The organism is Streptomyces sp. NPDC052687 (assembly GCF_040678395.1).
Taxonomy (GTDB): domain Bacteria; phylum Actinomycetota; class Actinomycetes; order Streptomycetales; family Streptomycetaceae; genus Streptomyces.
This window is the reverse complement of record NZ_JBFATR010000070.1, coordinates 1-24,097: the sequence shown is the minus strand read 5'-3', so window position 1 is coordinate 24,097 and position 24,097 is coordinate 1. Positions and strand designations below refer to the sequence as shown.

Annotated in this window: 18 protein-coding genes; 8 read left to right on the top strand and 10 right to left on the bottom strand. The window is 72.1% G+C overall.

What is annotated here, in order from left to right:
- Nucleotides 1-77: 77 nt before the first annotated feature.
- A complete protein-coding gene (locus AB0K92_RS31690; RefSeq protein WP_365928640.1) occupies nt 78-749 on the bottom strand; it encodes an HAD family hydrolase in 672 nt (223 codons plus the stop codon).
- A gap of 71 nt (nt 750-820) precedes the next feature.
- Nucleotides 821-1,336: a hypothetical protein gene (locus AB0K92_RS31685; protein ID WP_365928638.1), complete on the bottom strand. Its 516-nt coding sequence runs from the start codon at nt 1,334-1,336 to the stop codon at nt 821-823.
- Between the two features lie 306 nt (nt 1,337-1,642).
- Between AB0K92_RS31685 and AB0K92_RS31680 the strand changes: the two genes are divergently transcribed.
- Nucleotides 1,643-2,221 carry an Rv3235 family protein gene (locus AB0K92_RS31680; RefSeq protein WP_365928636.1) on the top strand — a complete coding sequence of 193 codons (579 nt, stop codon included), beginning with the start codon at nt 1,643-1,645 and terminating at the stop codon, nt 2,219-2,221.
- 102 nt (nt 2,222-2,323) lie between these two features.
- Here AB0K92_RS31680 and secA read toward each other — a convergent pair whose 3' ends face one another.
- The gene (secA, locus tag AB0K92_RS31675; protein ID WP_365928634.1) at nt 2,324-5,134 is read right to left on the bottom strand and encodes a preprotein translocase subunit SecA; all 2,811 of its coding nucleotides are present in this window, start codon (nt 5,132-5,134) and stop codon (nt 2,324-2,326) included.
- 278 nt (nt 5,135-5,412) lie between these two features.
- Between secA and AB0K92_RS31670 the strand changes: the two genes are divergently transcribed.
- Together AB0K92_RS31670 and AB0K92_RS31665 are read left to right on the top strand one after the other, a co-directional pair.
- The gene (locus tag AB0K92_RS31670) at nt 5,413-5,988 is read left to right on the top strand and encodes a GNAT family N-acetyltransferase (RefSeq protein WP_365928632.1); all 576 of its coding nucleotides are present in this window, start codon (nt 5,413-5,415) and stop codon (nt 5,986-5,988) included.
- A gap of 746 nt (nt 5,989-6,734) precedes the next feature.
- Complete coding sequence (locus AB0K92_RS31665) at nt 6,735-7,907, top strand: crosslink repair DNA glycosylase YcaQ family protein (protein ID WP_365928642.1); 1,173 nt, start codon at nt 6,735-6,737, stop codon at nt 7,905-7,907.
- 33 nt (nt 7,908-7,940) lie between these two features.
- Here AB0K92_RS31665 and AB0K92_RS31660 read toward each other — a convergent pair whose 3' ends face one another.
- The 7 genes from AB0K92_RS31660 to mtnA all read right to left on the bottom strand — a co-directional run bounded on the left by AB0K92_RS31660 (nt 7,941) and on the right by mtnA (nt 18,124).
- Nucleotides 7,941-8,687: a response regulator transcription factor gene (locus AB0K92_RS31660; protein WP_365928630.1), complete on the bottom strand. Its 747-nt coding sequence runs from the start codon at nt 8,685-8,687 to the stop codon at nt 7,941-7,943.
- 287 nt (nt 8,688-8,974) lie between these two features.
- Nucleotides 8,975-9,661, bottom strand: coding sequence for a ribosome-associated translation inhibitor RaiA (gene raiA / locus AB0K92_RS31655; RefSeq protein WP_365928628.1), 687 nt, complete (start codon nt 9,659-9,661; stop codon nt 8,975-8,977).
- A 313-nt stretch (nt 9,662-9,974) separates the two neighbouring features.
- On the bottom strand, nt 9,975-11,045 hold the full coding sequence (locus AB0K92_RS31650) for a ComF family protein (RefSeq protein ID WP_365928626.1): 1,071 nt from the start codon (nt 11,043-11,045) through the stop codon (nt 9,975-9,977).
- A gap of 309 nt (nt 11,046-11,354) precedes the next feature.
- Nucleotides 11,355-13,187, bottom strand: coding sequence for an LpqB family beta-propeller domain-containing protein (locus AB0K92_RS31645; RefSeq protein ID WP_365928624.1), 1,833 nt, complete (start codon nt 13,185-13,187; stop codon nt 11,355-11,357).
- 13 nt (nt 13,188-13,200) lie between these two features.
- Nucleotides 13,201-15,387: an MtrAB system histidine kinase MtrB gene (gene mtrB, locus AB0K92_RS31640; RefSeq protein ID WP_365928622.1), complete on the bottom strand. Its 2,187-nt coding sequence runs from the start codon at nt 15,385-15,387 to the stop codon at nt 13,201-13,203.
- A gap of 1 nt (nt 15,388) precedes the next feature.
- Nucleotides 15,389-16,078: a two-component system response regulator MtrA gene (gene mtrA, locus AB0K92_RS31635; RefSeq protein WP_198948386.1), complete on the bottom strand. Its 690-nt coding sequence runs from the start codon at nt 16,076-16,078 to the stop codon at nt 15,389-15,391.
- Nucleotides 16,079-16,972: 894 nt separating this feature from the next.
- A complete protein-coding gene (gene mtnA / locus AB0K92_RS31630; RefSeq protein ID WP_365928620.1) occupies nt 16,973-18,124 on the bottom strand; it encodes an S-methyl-5-thioribose-1-phosphate isomerase in 1,152 nt (383 codons plus the stop codon).
- A gap of 140 nt (nt 18,125-18,264) precedes the next feature.
- Here mtnA and AB0K92_RS31625 point away from each other — a divergent pair, with 140 nt between their 5' ends.
- From AB0K92_RS31625 to AB0K92_RS31605, 5 genes are read left to right on the top strand one after another with little or no spacing between them, the layout of a single operon-like run.
- Nucleotides 18,265-19,614: a glycerophosphoryl diester phosphodiesterase membrane domain-containing protein gene (locus tag AB0K92_RS31625; RefSeq protein WP_365928618.1), complete on the top strand. Its 1,350-nt coding sequence runs from the start codon at nt 18,265-18,267 to the stop codon at nt 19,612-19,614.
- 4 nt (nt 19,615-19,618) lie between these two features.
- Nucleotides 19,619-20,434: a DUF4129 domain-containing protein gene (locus AB0K92_RS31620; RefSeq protein WP_365928616.1), complete on the top strand. Its 816-nt coding sequence runs from the start codon at nt 19,619-19,621 to the stop codon at nt 20,432-20,434.
- Complete coding sequence (locus AB0K92_RS31615; RefSeq protein ID WP_365928614.1) at nt 20,431-21,627, top strand: DUF4350 domain-containing protein; 1,197 nt, start codon at nt 20,431-20,433, stop codon at nt 21,625-21,627. The genes AB0K92_RS31620 and AB0K92_RS31615 overlap by 4 nt, the downstream gene beginning before the upstream one ends.
- Nucleotides 21,627-22,616 (top strand): MoxR family ATPase, encoded by a 990-nt coding sequence (locus tag AB0K92_RS31610; protein ID WP_206313067.1) that lies wholly within the window; start codon nt 21,627-21,629, stop codon nt 22,614-22,616. The genes AB0K92_RS31615 and AB0K92_RS31610 overlap by 1 nt, the downstream gene beginning before the upstream one ends.
- Nucleotides 22,616-23,926, top strand: coding sequence for a DUF58 domain-containing protein (locus AB0K92_RS31605; protein ID WP_365928612.1), 1,311 nt, complete (start codon nt 22,616-22,618; stop codon nt 23,924-23,926). The genes AB0K92_RS31610 and AB0K92_RS31605 overlap by 1 nt, the downstream gene beginning before the upstream one ends.
- Nucleotides 23,927-24,097 lie beyond the last annotated feature (171 nt).

Here is a 24,097-nt window from a genome sequence, read left to right as displayed (position 1 = left end):
ATGGTCGCCTTCCGCAACGCCACCCGCGGCACCGCGGTCACCAACTGGTGGGACAACGGCCGGCCGGGCGGCGCGGCTTACGCCGCCATGGCCAGGCGCTCCGCCTCCGCGACCGCCTCGTGCAGGGTGTCGACCACCGGCACCCCGGCGGTCTCCAGGCTGCTGCGGCTGTGCGACCCGCCGGTATAGAGCACGGCCCGCGCGCCCACGTGGAGCGCGGCCACGGCGTCGTCCGCGGCGTCCCCGATCACCACCGTGCGCGAGGGGTCGACCGCGGCCAGCGCCGCGAGGTGCCGCACCATGTGCTCGGCCTTGCTGCCCCCGGAGGGCCCGGTGCGCCCGTCGACCCGCAGGAAGTGGCTCTCGATGCCGAATCCGCGGACCAGCGGCACGAGGTCCTCGTGCCCGTACATGCTCAGGATCGACTGACTGCGCCCCGCGGACCGCCACTCGGCCAGCAGTTCCACCACGCCCTCGGTGAGTCCGCACCGCACCCGGTGCTCGGCGTAGTACCGCTGGAAGGTCCCGTCCATGACCTCCCACTCCGCGTCCGTCGGCAGCCGCCCCATCAGCCGCTCGTAGAACTTCGGCACCGGCACGCAGTACATCGACCGGTACTGCTCCAGCGTGATGGGCTCCAGGCCCAGCTCGGCGAACGCCGCGTTCGTCGCCCCGATGATCGCGTCATTGTCGTGGAACAGCGTGCCGTTCCAGTCCCACACAATGTGCGCGGCTCCCAGCTTCCCCATGTCGAAGACCGTACCCGCCGCCACTGACATCGAAGAGACGTCCGCGTGACGGCCCGGCGGAACGGCGCGGCTCACTCCCCGAGCCCCACCAGGTTCGGGATCTCCTGCGTGGCGTACCACAGCAGCTCGTGGTCCTCGGCCCCGTCCACCACGAACTGCGCGTCGTCGTCCCCGCCGTCCGCCGCCTGCAGCGCGTCCGCCGCCGCGGCCACGTCCACCTCCGCGTCCCGGGCGTCGACGTGCACGGACGCCGCCTTGGCCAGCCGGACCGGCCCGGCCACCCGCACCTCGCCCAGCGCGGCCGGGTCGAGGCCCCGGTCCGGATCGGCCGTCGCCGCCCCGTCGGGCACGTCGACGGCGACGACGACCCGCCGGCGCGGGGCCGCGGGGTCCGCCGCCAGCAGCCGCAGCGAGGCCAGCGCGGCCCGGCTGAGCGCCGCGTACTCCAGTTCCTCGATGTCGTCGGACAGGTACCACTCGCGCAGCGCGGGCGTGACGGCGTACGCGACGAGCGGCCCGGCCCCGAGTTCTCCCGCCTTGTACGCCTCGGCGAGACCGGGGAGGGTCAGGGGGACGTAGACGCGCATGGCTGGCCGCTTCTTTCGTGGTCGGAGGGCCCCGCAAGGCTTCGGAGAGCCTTCAGGATACGTGCGGGCGTCCCCTTTCGAGTCCCCGTCCACGCCTCGGAAGGCGTCCACCCGACGCCTCGCGATTCACCCCCGCCGCCGCTCCCACCAGGCGCTTCTCACCTCCTGATCACCCTGATAGGTGAACTCTCCGGGCCCCCGGTCCCGGCTCGCGCCCGGCTTGCCGCCGCCCCTTTCGCCCCGTACAAGATCACCACCAGCAAGTTACTGCCCGGTATCACCCGGGCCGCAGCGAACGGGGAACCCATGAACAAGGTCATGACCAGGGCCCAGCACCACCCGGCCACCCGCCCGGCGCCCCGCCCCGGCACCCGGCCGCCGACCCGCCGCGACACCCGCCGCGACCCTCGCCGCCCAGGGGCCACCCCGCCCCGCGCCCGCCGCACGGACCCGCCGCCCGCAGCCCCGGCGGAGACCCACCCGCCGGCCGAGTCCCCGAGGGTCCCGCCGCAGACCCCGCACCGCCCCGTCGGGGTCCCGCAGCCCCGCCCCACCGACGTCTTCGCCGACCGTCTGCTGCTGGTCCTCAGCGGCCAGCGCCCCGTCCACTTCATGCTCCGCCACACCCTGGGACGCGCCTACGACGACCTGGCCCGGCTCGCCGAGAACGGCCCCCTGCGCTCCCCCGGCCCGCGCCCGGTGGTGGGGGACGTCGGCTGGTACGAGCCCTACCCCGGCGCCTTCGAGGCCTTCGCCCGCATCCGCACCGGCGACCGGCTGCGTGCCATGGCCTTCCGCCTGGAACGGGGCGCCGACCACCGCTGGCGCTGCACGGCGGTGGAACTGGACGGCCCGCGCGGGCACCGCGCGCAGGACGACGGCTGACGGGCTGACGGGCTGACGGGCATGGGAAAGGGCCGGGCACCCTGGGGGTGTCCCGGCCCTCGGCCACGGCACGACCGCAGCGGCGTCACGCCGCCGCAGGCCTCACTTCTTGCGGCGCCGCCCGCCCTTGGCCTGCTTGCGCCGCTCCGCGCGGGTGAGGCCGTCGGCGGGGGAGCGCACCGGCTCGTCCTCGGGGAGGTCGCCCTCGATGGTGCCGCCCTCGCCGTCCACGGTCGGCGCAGTGAAGTGGAGGTTCCGCCGCTGCGGGGCCTCCAGGCCCTTCGCGCGGATCTCGGGGCGCGAGGCGGTCGCCTGCGCCGGCACCGAGTCCTGCTTGACCAGGTCCGGCGTGGCGTCCTCGACGGGGACCTCCTCGACCTGCTGCTCGACCTGGACCTCCAGGTTGAACAGGTAGCCGACGGACTCCTCCTTGATGCCGTCCATCATGGCCTGGAACATGTCGAAGCCCTCGCGCTGGTACTCGACCAGCGGGTCCTTCTGGGCCATCGCGCGCAGGCCGATGCCCTCCTGGAGGTAGTCCATCTCGTAGAGGTGCTCGCGCCACTTGCGGTCCAGGACCGACAGCACGACCCGGCGCTCCAGCTCCCGCATGATCTCGGAGCCGAGCTGCGCCTCACGCGCCTCGTACTGCTCGTGGATGTCGTCCTTGATGGAGTCGGCGATGAACTCGGCGGTCAGACCGGCACGGTCGCCGGCCGTCTCCTCCAGCTCCTCGATGGTGACCTTGCACGGGTAGAGCTGCTTGAAGGCGCCCCACAGGCGGTCGAGGTCCCAGTCCTCGGGGAAGCCCTCGGAGGTCTCGGCCTCGACGTACGCGTCGATGGTGTCGTCCATGAAGTGGCGGATCTGCTCGTGCAGGTCCTCGCCCTCCAGGACGCGGCGCCGCTCGCCGTAGATGACCTCGCGCTGACGGTTGAGGACCTCGTCGTACTTCAGGACGTTCTTACGGGTCTCGAAGTTCTGCTGCTCGACCTGCGACTGGGCGGACGCGATCGCGCGGGTGACCATCTTGTTCTCGATCGGCACGTCGTCCGGCACGTTCGCCATGGACATCACGCGCTCGACCATCTGGGCCTTGAACAGCCGCATCAGGTCGTCGCCGAGGGAGAGGTAGAAGCGGGACTCGCCGGGGTCGCCCTGACGGCCGGAACGACCGCGCAGCTGGTTGTCGATACGGCGGGACTCGTGCCGCTCGGTGCCCAGGACGTACAGGCCGCCGAGCCGCTCGACCTCCTCCTTCTCGGCCTTGACGGCCTCCTCGGCCCGCTTGAGCGCCTCGGGCAGGGCGGCGGCCCACTCCTCGATGTGCTCCTCGGGGTCGAGGCCGCGCTGGCGCAGCTCCGCCTCGGCGAGGTCCTCGGGGTTGCCGCCGAGCTTGATGTCCGTACCACGGCCGGCCATGTTGGTGGCCACGGTCACGGCGCCCTTGCGGCCGGCCTGGGCGACGATCTGCGCCTCACGGTCGTGCTGCTTCGCGTTCAGCACCTCGTGCTGGATGCCGCGCTTGCTCAGCTGCTGCGACAGGTACTCGGACTTCTCGACGGACGTCGTGCCGACCAGGATCGGCTGCCCCTTGCGGTGCTTCTCCTCGATGTCGTCGACGACCGCGGCGAACTTGGCGACCTCGGTGCGGTAGATCAGGTCCGACTGGTCCTTGCGGATCATCGGCTTGTTGGTCGGGATGGGGACCACGCCGAGCTTGTAGATCTGGTGGAACTCGGCGGCCTCGGTCATCGCCGTACCGGTCATGCCGGAGAGCTTGTTGTACAGGCGGAAGAAGTTCTGGAGGGTGATCGTGGCGAGCGTCTGGTTCTCGTCCTTGATCGGCACCCCTTCCTTCGCCTCGATCGCCTGGTGCATGCCCTCGTTGTAGCGGCGGCCGGCGAGGATACGGCCGGTGTGCTCGTCGACGATCATGACTTCGCCGTCGATGACGACGTAGTCCTTGTCCTTCTTGAACAGCTCCTTCGCCTTGATGGCGTTGTTCAGGTAACCGACGAGCGGGGTGTTCACCGACTCGTACAGGTTGTCGATGCCCAGCCAGTCCTCGACCTTGGCGACGCCCGACTCGTGGATGGCGACCGTGCGCTTCTTCTCGTCGACGTCGTAGTCGCCGGTCTCCTCGATGCCCTTCAGCGGCTGGCCGGCCTCGCCGCGCTTGAGGCGCTGGACCAGCTTGGCGAAGTCGCCGTACCACTTGGTGGCCTGGTCGGCCGGACCGGAGATGATCAGCGGCGTACGGGCCTCGTCGATGAGGATGGAGTCGACCTCGTCGACGATGGCGAAGTTGTGCCCGCGCTGGACGAGTTCGTCCTTCGACCAGGCCATGTTGTCGCGCAGGTAGTCGAAGCCGAACTCGTTGTTCGTGCCGTACGTGATGTCGCACGCGTACTGCTCGCGGCGCTGGGCCGGCGTCATGTTGGCCAGGATGCAGCCGACGGACAGGCCGAGGAACTTGTGGACGCGCCCCATCATCTCGGAGTCACGCTCGGCCAGGTAATCGTTGACCGTGATCAGGTGAACACCGTCGCCGGACAGCGCGTTCAGATACGCGGGCAGGGTACCGACCAGGGTCTTGCCCTCACCGGTCTTCATCTCGGCGACATAACCGAGGTGAAGCGCGGCGCCACCCATCAGCTGCACGTCGTAGTGACGCTGGCCGAGGACACGCTTGGCGGCCTCGCGGACGGTGGCGAAGGCTTCCGGCAGGAGATCGTCGAGGCTCTCCCCGTCGGCATACCGCTGCTTGTACTCATCGGTGAGGGCCCGCAGCTCGGCGTCGGAGAGGTCGACGAAGTCCTCTTCGATGGAGTTGACCTGGTCCGCGATGCGGTGCAGCTTGCGCAGGATCTTGCCTTCGCCTGCACGCATGATCTTCGAGAGGACGGACACGGGGGTTGGTCTCCTTGCCGGTCGGGCCTGGGACGGTCGGTTTCCTTCTGACGTACTGAGCAACGGCCATCGTATGCGAGGACCCGGCCACGCCGGGAGGCCTGCCGTGACGACGGCGTCACCGCTTCATCAGAGGACAACGGACGGGGGACTCGGATGGTGCCGCAAGCCTCCACCGAATTGCACGAACGGTAATCGCGCCCTCACCCCCGAACCGGCCCCGGACCGGCCCCGGAAAAACGGATGCCCTCCCTTCCGCCCCCGAGCAGAATCTCCCGATGGACCCCGTCACGATCCCCACCGCCCGTCTCCTGCTGCGCCCCGCCGGCCCGGACGACATCGACGCCGTGTACGCCGCCTGTCAGGACCCCGAGATTCAGCGCTGGACGACGATCCCCTCCCCTTACCTTCCGGAACACGCCGAGACCTTCGTCCGGCAGCAGGTCCCCGACGGCTGGGCGGCCTCCTCCCTGTTCACCTTCGGCGCCTTCCTCCCCGACGGCGACCTCGCCGGCATGCTCGGCATCACCATGTGCTCCCTGGGCACCGCGGAGCTCGGCTTCTGGGCCACCCGGCGCCACCGCGGCAAGGGCTACATCACCGAAGCCACCCGCGCGGTCTGCCACTGGGCCTTCACCCAGATCCCCGTCGACCGCCTCGAATGGCGCGCGGAGGTCGGCAACACCGCCTCCCGCGCGGTGGCCGAACGAGCCGGCTTCACCCTGGAGGGCACCCTCCGCGCGGCTCTCAACCACCACGGCACCCGCCGAGACTGCTGGCTGGCCTCCCTCCTCCCCTCCGACCTCGCCCTCCCCTCCACGGCCCCCTACCTTCCCCCACGCCCAACAGCCTGACGCGGCGCTTGCCCTCCGGGGGGGGCGGGGGGAGGGGGCGCCGCAGGTGCCTGGGGTCGCCCGAGCCCCTGTGGCCCGGGCGAAGCGAGGAGGGGTGCAGCGCGCGCAACCCCTACTACGGCGGGGCGAGCCGCTGCGGCCGGGGCGGAGCGAGGAGGGGTGCAGGCACGCAACCCTCACTACGGCGGGGCAGCCGTAAGCCCAGCCTCGGCTACCGCCCCCGGGTGGCGGCGCCCATCCCTCACCCCACCCCGGGAGCGCCCTGAAGCCCATACTCGGGGCGCGGCCCTCTGGGGGCGAGGGGGGTGACCCTCACCGGGGTGCAGGGGCGGAACCCTTGGCGGGGTGGAAGGGGCTGAGCCCTCGCTGGGGTAGTGGGGCAAGCCTCCGCCGGGGTTCAGGGGCGACGCCCGGGGTGCAGGGGGCGAAGCCCGGGGTGCAGGGGGCGGAGCCCGGGGTGCAGGGGCGGAGCCCCAGCCGGGGTGCGGGAGCAAAGCCTCCACCGGAGTTCAGGGGGCGAAGCCCGGGGTGCAGGGGGCGGAGCCCCCGCCGGGGTGCAGGGGCGGAGCCCCTGGCGGGGTCGAAGGGGCGGAGCCCCCGGGGATGGGAATGGGTAGGGGCGGCGGGGGCGGAACCCTCGACGCACGCCCACCCACCCACCCACATCAGCCCCTCCCTCCCCCCAGCAACCCAACCCCACCCCCCACTGTCAGACCCACCCCCTATCGTTCGAAGCCATGACGGCCATGACGACCCCGCGCCCCACCACCACCCTCTCCGCAGACGAGGCCCGCCGCATCGTCCTACGAGCCCAGGGCCTCCTCGGCGCCCCCAACCGCCGCGCCGGCGTCCGCGGCATCCTCCGTCACCTCGGCGCGGTACAGCTCGACACCATCTCGGTCCTGGCCCGCTCCCACGAACTCGTCCCGTACGCCCGCCTCGGCGCGGTAGGCCGCACCACAGTGGAGAGCGCCTACTGGAAGGACACCCACGCCTTCGAGTACTGGTCCCACGCCGCCTGCATCCTCCCCATCGAGGAGTGGCCCCACTTCGCCTTCCGCCGCCGCGCCTACCGCGACCGCCCCCACTGGCACCACGACCTCCCGGACGGCGCCTACGACCAGGTGATCAAACAACTCCGCACCGAAGGCCCCCTGACGGCCACGGAGTTGGGCGGCGCGAAGAAGACCAACGAGTGGTGGGACTGGTCCGGCGCGAAGGTTGCCGCGGAACGCGCCCTGATGTACGGCGAGGTCGTCTGCGTCGAACGCCGCGGCTGGAAGCGCGTCTACGACCTCGCCGAACGCGCCATCCCCGCCGACCTCCTGCACGACGACCTGGACGACACCGAATGCCTCCGCCGCCTGGTCCGCCTCGCCGGCGAGGCCCTCGGCGTCGGCACCCGCGCGGACATCGCCGACTACCACCGCCTGAAGGGCGAGCAGGTCGACGCGGTGATCGCCGACTCCGGCCTGGTCCCGGTCACGGTGGAGGGCTGGGCCAAGCCGGCCTGGGCGGACCCCGCGGCCCTCGCGACACCCCCGCGCGGCCGCCACCGCACCACGCTCCTGTCGCCCTTCGACTCCCTGATCTGGGAACGCGCCCGGACGGAGCGGATCTTCGGCTTCACCCACCGCCTGGAGGCTTACGTTCCCAAGCAGAAACGGATCCACGGCTACTTCGCGATGCCGGTCCTGGCCGGCGGCCGGCTGGTCGGCCGTGTCGACCCGGCCCGCGAGGGCCGCACCCTGGTCGCCAAGCAGATCACCCTGGACGGCCCGAAGGCGGTCCCGGCCGTCGCCGAGGCCCTGCTGGAAGCGGCGAGCTGGGTGAACTGCACCAACGTACGCGTGGAACAGGTGAACACCCCGGACCTGCGCGCGCCCTTGATCACAGAACTGGCCCGCTCCCTGAACTGACAGACCCCACAGGCCCGACAGACTCCACAGGCCTCACCGAATCTCGAGAATCTTCTCCCGCATCGCGTACACCACCGCCTCCATCCTGGAGTGCAGCTGCAGCTTCTCCAGGATGTTGCGCACATGGTTCTTCACGGTGTTCTCGGAGATGAACAACTCCTTCGCGATATCGCGGTTGTTCATCCCGGTCGCCACGAGCTTGAGCACTTCGAGTTCCCGGTCGGTGAGCCGCGGCGCGGGCACCAATCGCCGCTCGTCCGTCCGCTGGATCATCGACTTGAACTCGGTCAGCAGTTTCGACGCCATCGAAGGGCTGATCTGCGACTGCCCGTCGGCCACGGCCCGGATCGCCGTCGCCACCTCGTCCGTCGAGATCTCCTTGAGCAGATATCCCGTCGCGCCCGCCTTGATCGCGTCGTAGAGATCGGCTTCCTCGTCGCTGATCGTCAGCATGATGATCTTCGCGCTGGGCGCCACCTCCTTGATGGAGGTGCACGCCTCGATCCCGCCCCGCTTCGGCATCCGCACGTCCATCAGGACGATGTCGGGCAGCAGGTCCGCGGCCTTCTCCACCGCCTCGGCGCCGTCGCCCGCCTCTCCGACGACCTGGATGTCCTCCTCGGCCGCGAGCACGATCTCCAGACCACGGCGGAAGAGGGCGTGGTCGTCCACGACCAGGACGCGGATCGGCTCGCCGCGTGAGGAACCCGTGTCCGGGCCCCTGCCGTCCGGGCCGTCGCCGGCCCTCTCGGCCTGCATCGGTCCGAAGCTGTCCGCCATCGTTCCTCCCCCTGAAGGCTCAGGCCTGTGGTCCCGGGCCATCGCCAACCCAAGGCAACGGCCCACCGATTGAGCCGTTACGGCCATGATTTCATGCCCGGACGACACCGCGGTGACGAAGCCATGGGCGAAGTGGTCGCACACCCGTCGCACATCGGTCGCACACGGGTGGCACGGCGGCACAGCGGTGGCACACGGGTGCACGGCGGCACACTCATGGCACACCGGTGCCCCTGGGGGCGCACAAGCACTCCAGGGGCACCGGGGCTCAGCCGTCGTCCGGGAAGTCAGCCGCCCAGCGAACCGCCGGCCTCCGGCGAGGGCGGCGCCGTGATCATGGTGTCCGTCCTCAGATGGATCACGCCGTAGTCGTACGCGTGGCGCCGGTAGACGACGCTCGGTTCCTTCGTTTCGGAGTCGACGAACAGGTAGAAGTCGTGCCCGACCAGCTCCATCTCGTACAGCGCCTGGTCGAGGGTCATCGGGGCGGCGACGTGCGTCTTCTCGCGGACGACGAGCGGGCCCTCGCCCTGGATCTCGAGGGAGCCGATCTTCCTCGTCGGCACGCCTTCCGACTCGTCCGTCTCGGCGCCGCTGCCGTTGAGCGTGGCCACGCCCGGGACGTGCTGGGGGACTTCGGCTGCGGTGAGCCGACGGACACCGCGGCGCGTGTGGCGCTTGTCGTGCTGCCGGCGCAGCCGGGCGTCCAGCTTCTCCGCGGCGAGGTCGAGTGCCGCGTACGGATCGCTGGCCGCTGCCTCCGCCCTGATCACCGGACCGCGGGAGTGAAGCGTGATCTCCACTCGGTCGCTACGGTCGGCCTGTCGGGGGTTGGGCTCCTTGGACACCTCGACGTCGAGGCTGATCACCTTGCCATCGAGCTTCTGGATCTTCTCCAGCTTCAGCTTCTCGGCCACGTGCTTGCGGAACCGCTCGGGCACCTCGGTCTTGCGGCCCTTGACGACGATGTCCACGCAGAACTCCGTTCCCGGATCGCTCCGCCTCGGATGCGGAGCATCTCCCTTGTGCACCAGGTCCCGGTGTGCCCCGGAACCTCGGACTCGGTGACGTCCACCTCCTCCTCCCCCATGGGCGCGATTGCTCCCCAGCCGGCCCGGTGATTGCGGAAATCCCGCGGCACGGCATTGGATACGAGAGGTGTGGCCTGCGGCTTTCCCTCACAACCGAACATATCTCGCCCGGACGGATGTCGTCACCCTCTAACGCGGTGTACCTCCATTCCAGTGAATTAGCGCTCTCACTACCTGCAACGATGCAACTTCGCAGTCAGTTCCGGTTTATTGCGAAAGAATCCGGGGTCGCCGCGATCACCGCCGCGCAGATCACTTCACCTGCGCCGTTCGGTCCCGGCATTCCCGGGCCCCGCTTCCGCCCCGCGCCCCCTTCCCTCGGTCCAGTCGTCCGTGCCCCAGTCCTTTCCCGGGTTCCACTCCCGTACACAACCGACACACGTTCTCTTGGTGCCCCGTCCAGCTGACGCACACGGCCGCCCGCCCCACCGCCCACCCGGCGCGCCTCCGTCGCCGACATCGCGTGCGCCGACGTCACCTCCCGCGCCGACATCGCTTCCCGCACCGCCCGCGCCGCCTCCGTCAGCGACGCACCGGTGGTCATCAGGTCGTCCACCAGGACGACCGGCCCGCCCGCCAGCAGCCGCTCCCCACCGGGCGCCACGGCCAGCGCGCCCGCGAGGTTGTCCAGCCGCTGCCGCGAGTTCAGCCCCGACTGGTCGGCGACCGTCCGCCGCTGCCGCATCACGGCGGCCACCCGGGCCGGCGTCCCCGTCCGCCGCAGCTCCCCCGCCGCGGCGTACGCGATCCGCCGCACCGGATCGTGCCCCCGCGCCCGCACCGCCCGTCTCCCCGACGGAACGGGAACGAGCAGCACCGGCGCCCCAGGCCCCCAAGACCTCACCCCACCGGCCACCCGACCATCGCCCGCCCGACCGTCTTCCGCCCGGTTATCGTCCGCCCGGTTATCGTCCGCCCGACCATCGCCCGCACCACCTGCGACCACACCTCTCTCGTCACCGTTCCCCCACGCCTCCCTCAGCCCCGCCCGCACCGCTCCCGCCAGCGCCGTGCCGAGCGGCCCGGAGAGGGCCAGGGCACCCCGTTCCTTGTGGGCCAGCAGCACGGCCCGCACCTCGTCCCCGTACCGCGCCGCCGCGTGCACGGCCGGCAGCCCCGGCGGCTCCGGCACCGGTCGCACCCGGCACGGCGCCGCCCCGCTCAGCACGGCACGGCACTCCGGGCAGAGCACCGTACGCGGCCTGCCGCAGCCCCCGCAGTCGGCCGGCAGCACCAGGTCGGTGAGGTCCCGCCACCACCCCCGCATGCGCATCACTCTGCCAACCCACGCGCCGCCCGGCCACCCCTGTGGAAAACCGCCTGTGGACAACCCCGGCCCAGCCCGACGGCCCTCACCCACCCAGGTGAACGCCCCTGCCCCTCCTCCCCCTCCCTCTCCCCCTGACCAGCGAAAACGGCCGCCCCCGCCGGATCACTCCGCACGAGAACGGCCGCCCACGAGCCAGGAAGAAACGCACGCCTGCTCTGAACCTCCGGCTCAGGCCCCCACCTCAGAAGCCTCCGGCCAGGCCCCCGGACACTCCGCCCCAGGCCCCCGCCCCAGACCCAGATGGCCTCACCCCGGATAAACCGGCGCCGACCCCTCCTTCACCACCGTCTGCCACTGCGCCCCCGACGGCAGCCGCACGATCCCGTCGTCCGAGTACGCCACCAGCGGCAGCAGCTCGTCCTCGGACGCGGCGATCTCCTTCACCCCGGTCAGGGCATCCGGCGCGGGCCCCTTCGGCGTGGAGCCGTCGACCTGGGCGTACCGCAGCTGCAGCACGCCTCCCTTCGCGCGCCCGACCACCACGAGCCGGCCGTCGCCACACCACGACACCGTGGTGACCTCCTCCAACTCGGGCGTGGCGTTGCGCAGTTCGCGCACCGTGACCGTCGACCGCTCGCCCACCTTCTCGTCGAGGTCGATCCGCCCGACCCGCAGGGACTGCTCGCCGTCCTTCTCCACGATCAGCGCGATCCGCACCCCGTCGGCCGCGACCCGCACCGACTCGATACGCCCGTCCAGCGCCGGGACCGACACCTCCAGCGGTTCGCCCTTGCCCGCCTGGAGCAACAGCAGCCGCGCGTTGCCGGCGTCCCGGTCGGCGACCCACAGATTGCCCTGCTCGTCCCAGCTGGGAGTGGTCAGCCGGTCGTCCTCGGTCCTGCCCGCGCTGGTCAGCACCGGTTCCCCGAGCGAGGCCCCCTGCTCCAGCCTCGCGACGTACAACTGCCGACCGTCCCGGGAGACTCCGGCCGCGCTGCGCTCGTCGCGCGACACCGCGACCGAGCGCAGCGTCGTCGTACCCTCGCCCAACGGGCCCGGCACCGGCTCCGCCCCGGCCGTCCTGCTGCCGCTGCGGATCCGCACCACGCTGTGGTCACCGTTGAGGAAGTACAGGTATTCGGGGCTGCGCACCGGTCCCCGCGTGGCGACCGCCGTCGCCGCGTCCGCGTCGAGCGCGCACAACTCAGCGCCGCCCGCCCGCAGCTCGACCTCGTTCACCGCGGGCGCGAGGTCCTGCAAGGTGAACAGCAACTGGGCCGCCATCTCGTTGCACTTGGCCAGCCCGACCCGCGCGGCCCTGTCGTTGAGCGGCACGGTCAGCTTGTTGTGGTCGTCGGGTGTCAGCGGAACCGCGTCGTCCTTCAGCCGCGTCCCCGTGGGAAAGCTCGACCGGACCACCGGATCGAGCCACCGCGTGGGCCCGCTCAGCAGCGCACGCACCACCTGCGTCGTGGGATCCACGCGCTGGCGCACATAGACGGGATCGGCGACCGCCGCGAGCTGCGCGGACGTGCCCGACGCGGCGTTCGACGCCAGGTAGTACTTGTTGACGGACATGTAGTTGCGCTGGAAGTCCGACTGGCCGAGGACGACGCCCTGGGGCAGCCGGTCGATGCGCCACTGCCCGCTCTCGCGGTCCCTCTTGAGGCGGACCTGCTGGCTGTAGTCGCCGCTCGCCGGCGCGTACGACTGCTCCGCGTCCACGGTGGCGACCCTGCTGCCCGTCAGCAGGAACGCGAACGTGTCGCTGTCCTCCTTGTTGGCCGCCCAATCGACCTCGAGACCGGGCGCGTTGGCGAGCACGGTCGTGGTCCGCTGCGGCTTCCAGGACTTCCTGGCCGTATCGGTCAGATACTGCTTCGCCGTCTCGTAGTTGGGGTCGTCGCTGGTCAACGCCTCCAGGAACCCCTGCACGATCTGCGGCGGCGAGGCGTCCTCCGACGGCGGTACGGCGAACACCCGCACCTGCGCGTCCTGCCGCGGCGTGGACTCGACACCCCGCAGATCCCCGTGGTCCGGCATGGAGGCGCAGCCCGCCAGCAGGACGACACCACAGGCGATGTACGCCACCGCGCGCGCCGGCGTACGCCGGGCGCCCCCCTCGCGGCCAGCGCCCACGAGTTGCCTCCCCTTACTCATTCGACTCATCGGACTCCACGTCCGCCGGCCGGCTTCCCACCGCACCGCGCGCCGACCCGTCCGCACCACGCACCGCCCCGCCCGTACGACGCGCCTCCTCCGTACGACGCGCCTCCTCCGTACGACGCCACTCCTCCGCACGAGGAGCATCCCCCGTACGACGTGACTCCCCCGTACGACGTGACTCCTCCGTACGACGTGACTCCTCCACGCGGCGGGCCGCACCCGCCGGCCGGGGCACCACGCGCGCGCCGTTGCCGGGCAGCGCCGTCGGATCGGCCGTCGGGGCCACGGCAGCCAGCCGCGGACCTATCGCGTCGAGCGGCCGCACCGGCCCGCCGGCCGTGGTCTGCGCGGGCACGGTGGCACTCTTCTCGCCGCCCCCGCGCGGCTGACCGGAATCGTCCAGTCCGCGATTGCGCCGCGAGTCCTTGGGCTCCAGCGGTATCGGCGAGCCCCGCAGCGGCTCGTCCGCGGTCCGCGGCAGCGTCAGCCGGAACTGCGAGCCGCCGCCCGGCTCACCCCACGCCTGCAGCCAGCCGCCGTGCAGCCGGGCGTCCTCCAGGGCGATGGACAGCCCCAGGCCCGTACCGCCCGTCGTCCGCGCGCGTGCCGGATCGGCCCGCCAGAACCGGTTGAAGACCCGGGTCGCCTCGCCGGGCTTGAGCCCGACGCCGTAGTCGCGTACGGCGACCGCGACCGCCCCACCCGCCGCGGCGAGCTTGACGACGACGTCCTTGCCCTCGCCGTGCTCGACGGCGTTGACGACGAGATTGCGCAGCACGCGCTCCACCCGCCGGGCGTCCGCCTCCGCGACCACGGGCTGCTGGTCGCCCACGATCCGGATCCGCGACCCCTTGCGCTCGGCCAGCGGCTCCGCCCCGTCGACGACCCGCCGGACGACGTCCCGCAGGTCTATCGGCTCGGCCTCCAGCGCCGCCGCGCCGGCGTCGAAACGGCTGATCTCCAGCAGGTCCGACAGCAGCGACTCGAAGCGGTCCAGCTGGTCGGCGAGCAGTTCCGCCGACCGCGCGGTGACCGGGTCGAAGTCCTCCCGCGCCTCGTGGATCACGTCGGCGGCCATCCGCACGGTCGTCAGCGGAGTACGCAGCTCATGGGAGACGTCGGAGACGAACCGCCGCTGCATCCGCGAAAGGTCCTCCAACTGGCTGATCTTCAGCTGAAGGTTCTGCGCCATCTTGTTGAAGGCCTCGCCGAGCCGCGCGATGTCGTCCTCGCCGGTGACCTTCATCCGCTCCTGGAGCCGCCCCGCCGACAGCCGCTCGGCGATCCCGGCGGCCATCCGCACGGGCGTGACGACCTGGCGCACCACCAGCCAGGCGATCGCCCCGAGCAGGACGACGACGAACAGCCCGGCCGTCGCCAGCGTCCCCTTGACCAGGCTCAGCGACTTCTCCTCCTGCGTCAGCGGGAAGAGGTAGTACAGCTGGTACGGGTCGTTGTTCGGGTCGTTGACCTGCTTGCCGATGATCAGCGCGGGCTGGGACTCCTTGCCGGGCCCGTACACGATGCGCGTGTAGCTCTGATACGCCCCCGGGCCGCTGGTGACCCGCTCACGCAGCTCTTCGGGGACGCTCTTGTTGGGATTGACCCCGCCGGAGGCACGCGGACCGCGCCCGCCTCCGGTGTCGTCCCCGGCGGGCAGCGTCACGACGTCGAAGGCGCCCTGGCCGCCACTGGACAGCGAGGTGACGAGATCGCTCATCCACTGGATGACGTTCTGCGAGGACTGTCCGCCCTCGTCGGCCGCGTTGTCCACGGCCGCTCCGCTCGCCGCCTCCTCGGCGCGCTGCTTGGCCGCGGCGAACCCGCCCGTGGCCTGGCTCTGTGACGCGTTGACCTTGGCGTCGAGCAGCCCGTTGCGCACCTGCCCGATGACGACGAAGCCGAGCAGCAGTACGACGCCCAGCGACATCAGCAGCGTCGTGACGACGACCTTCAGCTGGATGTTGCGCCGCCACAGCCGCATCATCGGCAGCAGCGGCCGGCGCACCCAGCGCATGAACAGACGGAGGACCGGGCTGCCCTGGACTCCGCCCTGCAGCAGCCCGCCCGCGCTGAACCTTCCCCAGCGGGAGCCCGCCGCCTTCCGGCCGACAGGCCGCCCCGCGCGGGCCCCGGACCGGCCGGGCGCCGAAGCGGCACTGTCCCCGGACATGTCAGCTCGGCCCGGCCTTGTAACCGACACCACGGACGGTCACCACGATCTCGGGGCGCTCCGGGTCCTTCTCGACCTTCGAGCGCAGCCGCTGCACATGGACGTTGACCAGCCGCGTGTCCGCCGCGTGCCGGTAGCCCCACACCTGCTCCAGCAGGACCTCGCGGGTGAACACCTGCCACGGCTTGCGCGCCAGCGCGACCAGCAGATCGAACTCCAGCGGCGTCAGCGCGATCGACTGCCCGTCCCGCTTCACCGAGTGACCGGCCACGTCGATGACCAGGTCACCGATGGCGAGCTGCTCCGGCGCCGGCTCCTCCGACCTGCGAAGCCGCGCCCGGATCCGGGCCACCAGCTCCTTCGGCTTGAACGGCTTCACGATGTAGTCGTCCGCGCCCGACTCGAGGCCGACGACCACATCCACGGTGTCGCTCTTCGCCGTCAGCATCACGATCGGCACCCCGGACTCCGCCCGGATCAGCCGGCACACCTCGATACCGTCCCGACCGGGCAGCATCAGGTCCAGCAGCACCAGATCGGGCTTGGTCTCCCGGAAAGCGGCCAGCGCCTTGTCGCCGTCGGCTACGAAAGACGGCTCAAAACCTTCACCACGCAGCACGATGCCGAGCATCTCGGCCAGTGCGCTGTCGTCGTCGACGACAAGGACTCGTCCCTTCATAAACGACATCATCCCATTCTCATAACGGCAGCGAAGGCGCAGGTGAGGCACGTCACTGGCCTGTGACGATAGTCGTAGGGACCCGTTACTGTCTGCCCCCGCCCGCCGGCGTCGATGTCAGCGGTGGATGTCAGGCCTGAACGGCTCCGGCTACACCCTTAGGACATCCGACAACCAACGGCAGCGGTCCGCACGCGGGCGAGTCAGAGCGGCCTGTACGCCTCGGGAGCCGCGCCGGGCGGCAGGGAACGGGTGAGGAGCACGTACACAGGGCCGTACGTACGGCGTCTCGATCTGCAAGCTCTCCCACTGGTCGAGTTCGTGTGCGCAGTACCGGCGCAGCAGGTCACGGAATTGGTCGAACTCGTGATCCGTCAGAGGCCGGTCCTGCCGACCAGGGGTGTCCACGTCACGCAGGCTAACGCGACTGGAACCTCACCCTCTCCGCATCCCCGGCGACCGCTGCCACCGGCCTCAGTACCAACCAGCGACGATGGCGTAGGCACAGGCGAGGCACGCCACTGGTCAGTGACGATAGTCGTACGGAACCGTCACTCTCTGCCCTCGCCGACCGCCAGGGCCTCGCGGGGCCGGCTCACCCGACTCCCGCAAGGCTCCCACGCCGGGCCCGATGTCACCCGGCCGGCGGGATCCCCTCCGGACGACCGAGGCCGACGCCCTGGCCACCCAGCGCCAGACCCTCACCTCCGGCCACCACTCCCGGACCCACCACTCCCGGACCCACCACTCCCGGACCCACCACTCCCGGACCCACCCCTGGCCGTCACCCCCGGCCGTCACCCCCGGCCGACACCGGTCGTCCCGCCCGGCCGACATCCACCGTCACACCTGGCCGACACCCCTCCGTCACCCGTAGCCGTCACCCCTGGCCGTCACCTCCGGCCATCACCCCCCGGCCACCCCCCTCCCCGCCACGCCCTTCCCGCACAGCCCGGCCAGCGCCTCCGCCGTCACCGGCGACGCGACCCCCTCCTCGGTGACGATCGCCGTCACCAGCTCGGGCGGCGTCACGTCGAACGCCGGGTTGTACGCCTGGGTGCCCAGGGGCGCCACCGGAACCCCGCCGCCCGCTCCCGCCACCTGCGCCTGCGGCGCCATCACCTCCGTCACCTCGTACCCCGGACGCTGCTCCACCTCGATCGACGCCCCGTCGGGGGTGCCCAGGTCCACCGTCGTCACCGGCGCCACCACGATGAACGGCACGTGGTGATAGCGGGCGAGCACCGCCAGCGGATAGCTCCCGACCTTGTTCGCCACCGACCCGTCGGCGGCGATCCGGTCGGCGCCGATGAGCACCGCGTCCACCTCCCCCGCCGCGAACAGGGACCCCGCCGCGTTGTCGGTGAGCAGCGTGTACGCCATGCCGCTGCGCGCCGCCTCGTACGCCGTCAGCCGCGCGCCCTGCAGCAGCGGGCGCGTCTCGTCGACCCACAGCCGCCGCAGCCGCCCCTGCCGGTGTGCCGCGAGCGCCACCGCGAACGCCGTCCCGTCCCCGCCCGACACCAGCGACCCGGTGTTGCAGTGGGTGAGGATCCGGTGCCCGCCGCCCGGCAGCAGCTCGTCCAGCAGCGCCAGCCCGTGCTCCGCCATCCGGGCGCTGGCCTCGGCGTCCTCCCGGTGCAGCTGCCGCGCGGCGGCCAGCGCCGCCGCCGCGGCCGTCGTGGCGTCGCCGCTGCGGGCCAGGCCCGCGTGGTAGGCCTCCTGGGCCCGGCGCACCCCCACCGAAAGGTTCACCGCGGTCGGCCGGGCACCCGCCAGCGCCTGCGCCGCCTCGTCCACGTCGAAGCCCCGCGCGGCGGCGAGCGCGACCCCGTACGCTCCCGCGATCCCGAGCAGCGGCGCCCCGCGCACGGCGAGCGACCGGATCGCCTCCACCAGCGCCGGTGCGTCCGTGCAGACCAGTTCGACCTCCTCACTCGGCAGCCGGGTCTGGTCCAGAAGCACCAGCACCGGCCCCTCGGGCGGCTCCTCCCACCGGACCACCGGTACCTCGGTCGCCCGCTTGTCCTCGCCGGTTCGCGCCTGCTGATCAGCCATGCCGTCAGTCTGCCCACTATCCGGCGGACAATTGAAGGTGCGCAGCCCGCACCGCGGCCGGGCCCTCGCCGACCACCCCATGGCACGATGGCTGCCAAGCTGCCGCCGCGACCGCGGACGGGCACCGTGAAGGAGCGACGATGAACGACACTCCGGGCTGGGCCTCGCCCGGATCCGCCCCGTCCGACGGGCACGAGCCCGGCACCTCCGGCCCCACCGGGCCGTCCGGGCCGGCCGACCGGCCTGACCCCGAACAGCCCTCGCAGCAGCCGGGCACGCACCCGCAGAGCTCCGGCACCCAGTGGTCCAAGCAGCAGCCGCCACCTGCCCAGTGGTCCGCGCCGACCGGCCCGCCGTCCCCTGGCCAGACCCCGCCGCCCCCACCGCCCGGCCCGGGCTGGGGCACCCCGCCCCCCGGCGGCCCAGGCGGCCCCGGCGGCGGCAACTGGCAGGGCCCCGGCGGCTACGGCGGCTGGGGCACCCCCTGGGGCGGCCCCCCGCCCGCTGCCAAGCCCGGCGTCATCCCCCTGCGCCCGCTCGGCGTGGGCGAGATCCTCGACGGCGCCGTGTCGACCATGCGCACCTACTGGCGCACCGTCCTCGGCATCTCCCTCACCGTCGCCGTCCTCATCGAGATCGTCGTCGTCCTCGTGCAGGGCCTGCTCCTCGACGAGTACACCGACACCGGCGCCCTCGGCGACCCCAGCGCCAGCCTCGACGAACTGACCGGGGCGCTGCGCGACACCATGCTCAGCTCCGGCGTCCTGTTCGTGATCTCCCTGGTCGGCACCGTCGCCGCGACGGCCCTGCTGACCACCGTCACCAGCCGCGCGGTGCTCGGCAAGCCGGTCACCGCCGGCGAGGCCTGGCGCGACGCCCGCCCGCAGATCGTCAAGCTGTTCGGTCTGATCCTGCTGCTGCCGCTCATCGCCGCCGGCATCGTCCTCGCCGGCATGCTCCCCGGCATCATCGCGGTCGCCGCGGGCGGCGGCGGGGGCGGCGCGGCACTCGCCGTCCTCGGCGGTCTCGCCGCCGCCGTCGTCACCGTCTGGCTGATGGTCCGCTTCTCCCTCGCCTCCCCGGCCCTGATGCTGGAGAAGCAGTCCGTCCTCAAGGCCATGAGCCGGTCCGTGAAGCTCGTGCGCGGCTCCTGGTGGCGGGTGTTCGGCATCCAGCTGCTCGCGGCGATCATCGCGAACGTCATCGCCGCGATCGTCGTCATCCCGTTCACCTTCCTCGCCGCCGCGGTCAGCGGCGACGGCATAAGCGGCTTCGTCAACGGCACGGGCGGCTTCGGCTGGACGTTCCTCGTCGTCAGCGGCATCGGCTCGGTGATCGGCTCCACGATCACCTTCCCGATCACGGCCGGCGTCACCGTGCTCCTCTACATCGACCAGCGCATCCGCCGCGAGGCCCTCGACCTCGAACTGGCCCGCGCCGCCGGTGTCCAGGGCTACGGCCCCACCTCCCCCGGAACCCCCGGGAGCTGATGCGGTGATCCTGACGGGGGCAGTCCTCCCAGCGGCGCCGTCCCTGCCCCGCGCCGCCGACGCAGCCGTACGGACCTGGTCGCCCACCCGCGCCCCGGCCGTACGGCCGCCACACCACGACCTGTCGGTGCTGACGTCGGCGGGCTCCGACGACGCACCACCCTTGACGATCCCCCGCGACCCCGCCCGCGAGGCGGCCCGGCGCGAACTGTCCGAGCGCGTGTACCACGAGGACGACCCCGGCCTCTTCGAACGCGCCCTCAACGCCTTCTGGGACTGGCTCGACACGGTCTTCGGCGCCGCCGCCTCCGTCACCCCCGGCGGAGCGGTCGGCCTGCTCGTCGTCATCCTCGTCGTGCTCGCCGCCCTCGGCGCCCTGTGGTGGCGCCTGGGCACCCCACGACGCGAACCCGCCTCAACCTCCCCCGCCCTGTTCGACGACCGCCCCCGCAGCGCGGCCGAACACCGCGCCACCGCCGACGCCCACGCCGCCCAGGGCCACTGGAACCAGGCCGTCCAGGAACGCATGCGGGCCATCGTCCGCTCCCTGGAGGAACGCGCCCTCATCGACCCCCGCCCCGGCCGCACCGCCGACGAGGCCGCAGCCGAAGCCGGCCGCGTCCTGCCCACCCACACCGACCGGCTCCGCGCCGCGGCCCACGCCTTCGACGACGTCACATACGGCGGCCGGACCGCCACCCCGGACGCGTACCGGCGCATCGCCGACCTCGACCGCGACCTGGAGAACACCAAGCCCCGACTGGCCGGCAGCAGCGACCACACCACTGCCCACCACACCAGCCAGGGGACCACCCCATGACCACCGAGGCCACGCCCCCGACCACCTCGGTCTCGCCCACCGCCCGCCAGGTGTGGACCCGCACGCGAGGCATCGCCCTCGCCCTGGTCGTCCTGCTGGCGGCCGGCGTGGCGATCGCCCTGATCCGCTCCGACGTCCGCCACGGCAACCTCGACCCACGCTCCCCCGACCCCCAGGGCAGCCGTGCCGTCGCCGAACTGCTCGCCGACCGCGGCGTCTCCACCCGCGTGGTCACCACCCTCGACGAGGCCCGCGCCGCGGCCACCCCCGACACCACCCTGCTGGTCGCCGTCCCCGACCTCCTCACCCCCGGCCGGCAGGACCGGCTGCACAGCGCCATCGCCGCGTCCGGCGGACGCACCGTCCTCGTCGCCGCCGGCAGCGCCTCCGTCGAACGCCTCGCCCCCGGCGTCACCGCCGACCCGGCCACCAGCCCCGAGTCCACCCTCTCCCCCGGCTGCGACCTGCCCGCCGCCCGCCGCGCCGGCAAGGCCGACACGGGCGGCATCCGCTACACCACCACCCATCTCAGGGCCGACCAGTGCTACCGCAGCGAGCGCCTGGCCACCCTGATCCGCGTCCCGCACCCTGCCGGCGGCGGTGACACCGTCGTCCTCGGCGCGCCCGACATTCTCCACAACGAACACCTCGACGAGCAGGGCAACGCCTCGCTCGCCCTCCAGCTCCTCGGCTCCCGCCCCCATCTGGTCTGGTACCTCCCCTCACCGTCCGACACCTCCGCCGCCGAGCCCGACGACGAGAAGACCCTCCTCGAACTGCTCCCCTCCGGCTGGCTCTGGGGCACGCTGCAGCTCTTCATCGCCGCGGCGCTCGCCGCCCTGTGGCGGGCACGCCGGCTCGGCCCCCTCGTGCCCGAAAAACTCCCCGTGGCGATCCGCGCCTCCGAAACCGTCGAAGGCCGGGCCCGCCTCTACCGCAAGGCGAACGCCCGCGACCGCGCGGCCGCCGCTCTCCGCTCCACCACCCGCACGCGCCTCGCCCCCCTCGTAGGCATCCCCGTGGCCCGGGCACACACGCCCGAAGCCCTGCTCCCCGCCCTGTCCGCACACCTCCACGGCGAGGGACAGGCACTGCGCTCCCTGCTCTTCGGCCCGCCGCCCAGCGACGACACGGCCCTGATCGCTCTCGCCGACCAACTCGACGCCCTCGAAAGAGAGGTACGCCGTCCATGATGGACCCGACCACTGACAACGCCGGGTCGACCGGGGCCCCGGGCGACGCCCGCGCCGCCCTCGAAGCCCTGCGCGCCGAGATCGCCAAGGCCGTGGTCGGCCAGGACCCCGCCGTGACCGGTCTCGTCGTCGCCCTCCTGTGCCGCGGACACGTCCTACTTGAAGGAGTCCCCGGGGTCGCCAAAACGTTGCTCGTCCGCGCCCTCGCATCCGCACTCGAACTCGACACCAAACGCGTCCAGTTCACCCCCGACCTGATGCCGAGCGACGTCACCGGCTCCCTCGTCTACGACGCCCGCACCGCCGAGTTCTCCTTCCAGCCCGGCCCGGTCTTCACCAACCTCCTCCTGGCCGACGAGATCAACCGCACGCCCCCGAAGACCCAGTCGTCCCTCCTGGAAGCCATGGAGGAACGCCAGGTCACGGTCGACGGCACCCCCCGCCCCCTCCCGGAACCCTTCCTGGTCGCCGCGACCCAGAACCCGGTCGAGTACGAGGGCACCTACCCCCTCCCCGAAGCCCAACTGGACCGTTTCCTCCTCAAACTGATGGTCCCCCTCCCCTCCCGCCAGGACGAGATCGACGTCCTCACCCGCCACGCCCAGGGCTTCAACCCACGCGACCTGCGCGCCGCCGGCGTACGCCCCGTGGCAGGCGCCGCGGACCTCGAAGCCGCCCGCGCGGCGGTCGCCAAGACCACGGTCTCCCCCGAGATCACCGCCTACGTCGTCGACATCTGCCGCGCCACCCGCGAATCGCCGTCCCTCACCCTCGGCGTCTCCCCGCGCGGTGCCACCGCCCTCCTCGCGACCTCCCGCGCCTGGGCCTGGCTGACGGGCCGCGACTACGTCATCCCCGACGACGTCAAAGCCCTCGCCCTCCCCACCCTCCGCCACCGCGTGCAGCTCCGCCCGGAGGCCGAGATGGAAGGCGTGACCGCCGACTCGGTCATCAACGCGATCCTCGCCCACGTCCCCGTCCCCCGCTGATGGCACTCACCGGACGCGCCGCCCTCCTGGCGGCCCTCGGCTCCCTCCCGGTCGGCATCCTGGAGCCCGGCTGGACGGGCATCCTCGCCGTGAACGCCCCGCTCGCCCTCGCCTGCGCCTGCGACTTCGCCCTCGCGGCACCGGTACGCCGCCTCAGGCTGACCCGCTCGGGCGACACCTCGGTCCGCCTGGGCGAAACCGCCGACGTCACCCTCACGGTCACCAACCCCACCGGCCGCCCCCTCCGCGCCCTCCTGCGCGACGCATGGCCCCCGAGCAGCTGGCAGCCCGGCACCGAGGTCGCCGCGTCCCGCCACCGCCTGACGGTTCCCGCAGGCGAGCGCCGACGCGTCACCACCCGTCTGCGCCCCACCCGCCGCGGCGACCGCCACGCAGACCGGGTGACCATCCGCTCGTACGGCCCCCTCGGCCTCTTCACCCGCCAGGCCACCCACAAGGTCCCCTGGACGGTACGCGTCCTGCCCCCCTTCACGAGCCGAAAGCACCTCCCCTCGAAACTCGCCCGGCTCCGCGAACTCGACGGCCGCACCAGCGTCCTCATCCGCGGCCAGGGCACGGAATTCGACAGCCTCCGCGAGTACGTCCCCGGAGACGACACCCGCTCCATCGACTGGCGCGCCACAGCCCGCCACTCCACGGTCGCCGTCCGAACCTGGCGCCCGGAACGCGACCGGCACATCCTCCTGGTCCTGGACACCGGCCGAACCTCCGCCGGCCGCGTCGGCGACGCCCCGCGCCTCGACGCCTCCATGGACGCCGCCCTCCTCCTGGCCGCCCTGGCCTCCCGCGCCGGCGACCGCGTCGACCTCCTCGCCTTCGACCGCCATGTACGCGCCCTGGTCCAGGGCCGCCCGGCGAACGACGTCCTCCCCGCCCTGGTGAACGCCATGGCGACCCTGGAACCGGAGCTCGTCGAAACGGACGCCCGAGGCCTCACCGCCACAGCACTCCGTACGGCCCCCCGCCGCTCCCTGATCGTCCTGCTGACCACCCTCGACGCGGCCCCGATGGAAGCGGGAATCCTCTCCGTCCTGCCCCAGCTGACCCAACGCCACACCGTCCTCGTGGCATCGGTGGCCGATCCCCACATCGCCGGAATGGCAAAGTCCCGCGGAAACGTCGACTCCGTCTACGAGGCCGCAGCCGCCGCCCAGGCCCAAGCCGAACGCGAGCACTCCGCCGAACAACTTCGCCGCCACGGCGTCACCGTCGTCGACGCGACACCGGACGACCTGGCGCCGGCACTGGCGGACGCCTACTTGGCACTGAAGACGGCAGGCCGCCTGTAAGGCGATGACCAGGGCCCTGAAAAGGGCCCGTCCGCCTGAAATAGCCAGCCTAGAATGCAGAAAACCCCCGCATCACATGATGCGGGGGTTTTCCCAATAATTGTTCGGCGGCGTCCTACTCTCCCACAGGGTCCCCCCTGCAGTACCATCGGCGCTGTGAGGCTTAGCTTC

What these genes read in the sequence shown, in the direction of transcription:
- AB0K92_RS31665 (WP_365928642.1), top strand. Translation starts at nt 6,735, where the DNA reads ATGACGACCCCGCGCCCCACCACCACCCTCTCCGCAGACGAGGCCCGC.
- AB0K92_RS31660 (WP_365928630.1), bottom strand. Translation starts at nt 8,687, where the DNA reads ATGGCGGACAGCTTCGGACCGATGCAGGCCGAGAGGGCCGGCGACGGC.
- AB0K92_RS31610 (WP_206313067.1), top strand. Translation starts at nt 21,627, where the DNA reads ATGGACCCGACCACTGACAACGCCGGGTCGACCGGGGCCCCGGGCGAC.
- mtrA (WP_198948386.1), bottom strand. Translation starts at nt 16,078, where the DNA reads ATGATGTCGTTTATGAAGGGACGAGTCCTTGTCGTCGACGACGACAGC.
- AB0K92_RS31685 (WP_365928638.1), bottom strand. Translation starts at nt 1,336, where the DNA reads ATGCGCGTCTACGTCCCCCTGACCCTCCCCGGTCTCGCCGAGGCGTAC.
- AB0K92_RS31670 (WP_365928632.1), top strand. Translation starts at nt 5,413, where the DNA reads ATGGACCCCGTCACGATCCCCACCGCCCGTCTCCTGCTGCGCCCCGCC.
- AB0K92_RS31625 (WP_365928618.1), top strand. Translation starts at nt 18,265, where the DNA reads ATGAACGACACTCCGGGCTGGGCCTCGCCCGGATCCGCCCCGTCCGAC.
- AB0K92_RS31680 (WP_365928636.1), top strand. Translation starts at nt 1,643, where the DNA reads ATGAACAAGGTCATGACCAGGGCCCAGCACCACCCGGCCACCCGCCCG.
- AB0K92_RS31690 (WP_365928640.1), bottom strand. Translation starts at nt 749, where the DNA reads ATGGGGAAGCTGGGAGCCGCGCACATTGTGTGGGACTGGAACGGCACG.
- AB0K92_RS31615 (WP_365928614.1), top strand. Translation starts at nt 20,431, where the DNA reads ATGACCACCGAGGCCACGCCCCCGACCACCTCGGTCTCGCCCACCGCC.
- AB0K92_RS31650 (WP_365928626.1), bottom strand. Translation starts at nt 11,045, where the DNA reads ATGCGGGGGTGGTGGCGGGACCTCACCGACCTGGTGCTGCCGGCCGAC.
- AB0K92_RS31605 (WP_365928612.1), top strand. Translation starts at nt 22,616, where the DNA reads ATGGCACTCACCGGACGCGCCGCCCTCCTGGCGGCCCTCGGCTCCCTC.
- mtrB (WP_365928622.1), bottom strand. Translation starts at nt 15,387, where the DNA reads ATGTCCGGGGACAGTGCCGCTTCGGCGCCCGGCCGGTCCGGGGCCCGC.
- mtnA (WP_365928620.1), bottom strand. Translation starts at nt 18,124, where the DNA reads ATGGCTGATCAGCAGGCGCGAACCGGCGAGGACAAGCGGGCGACCGAG.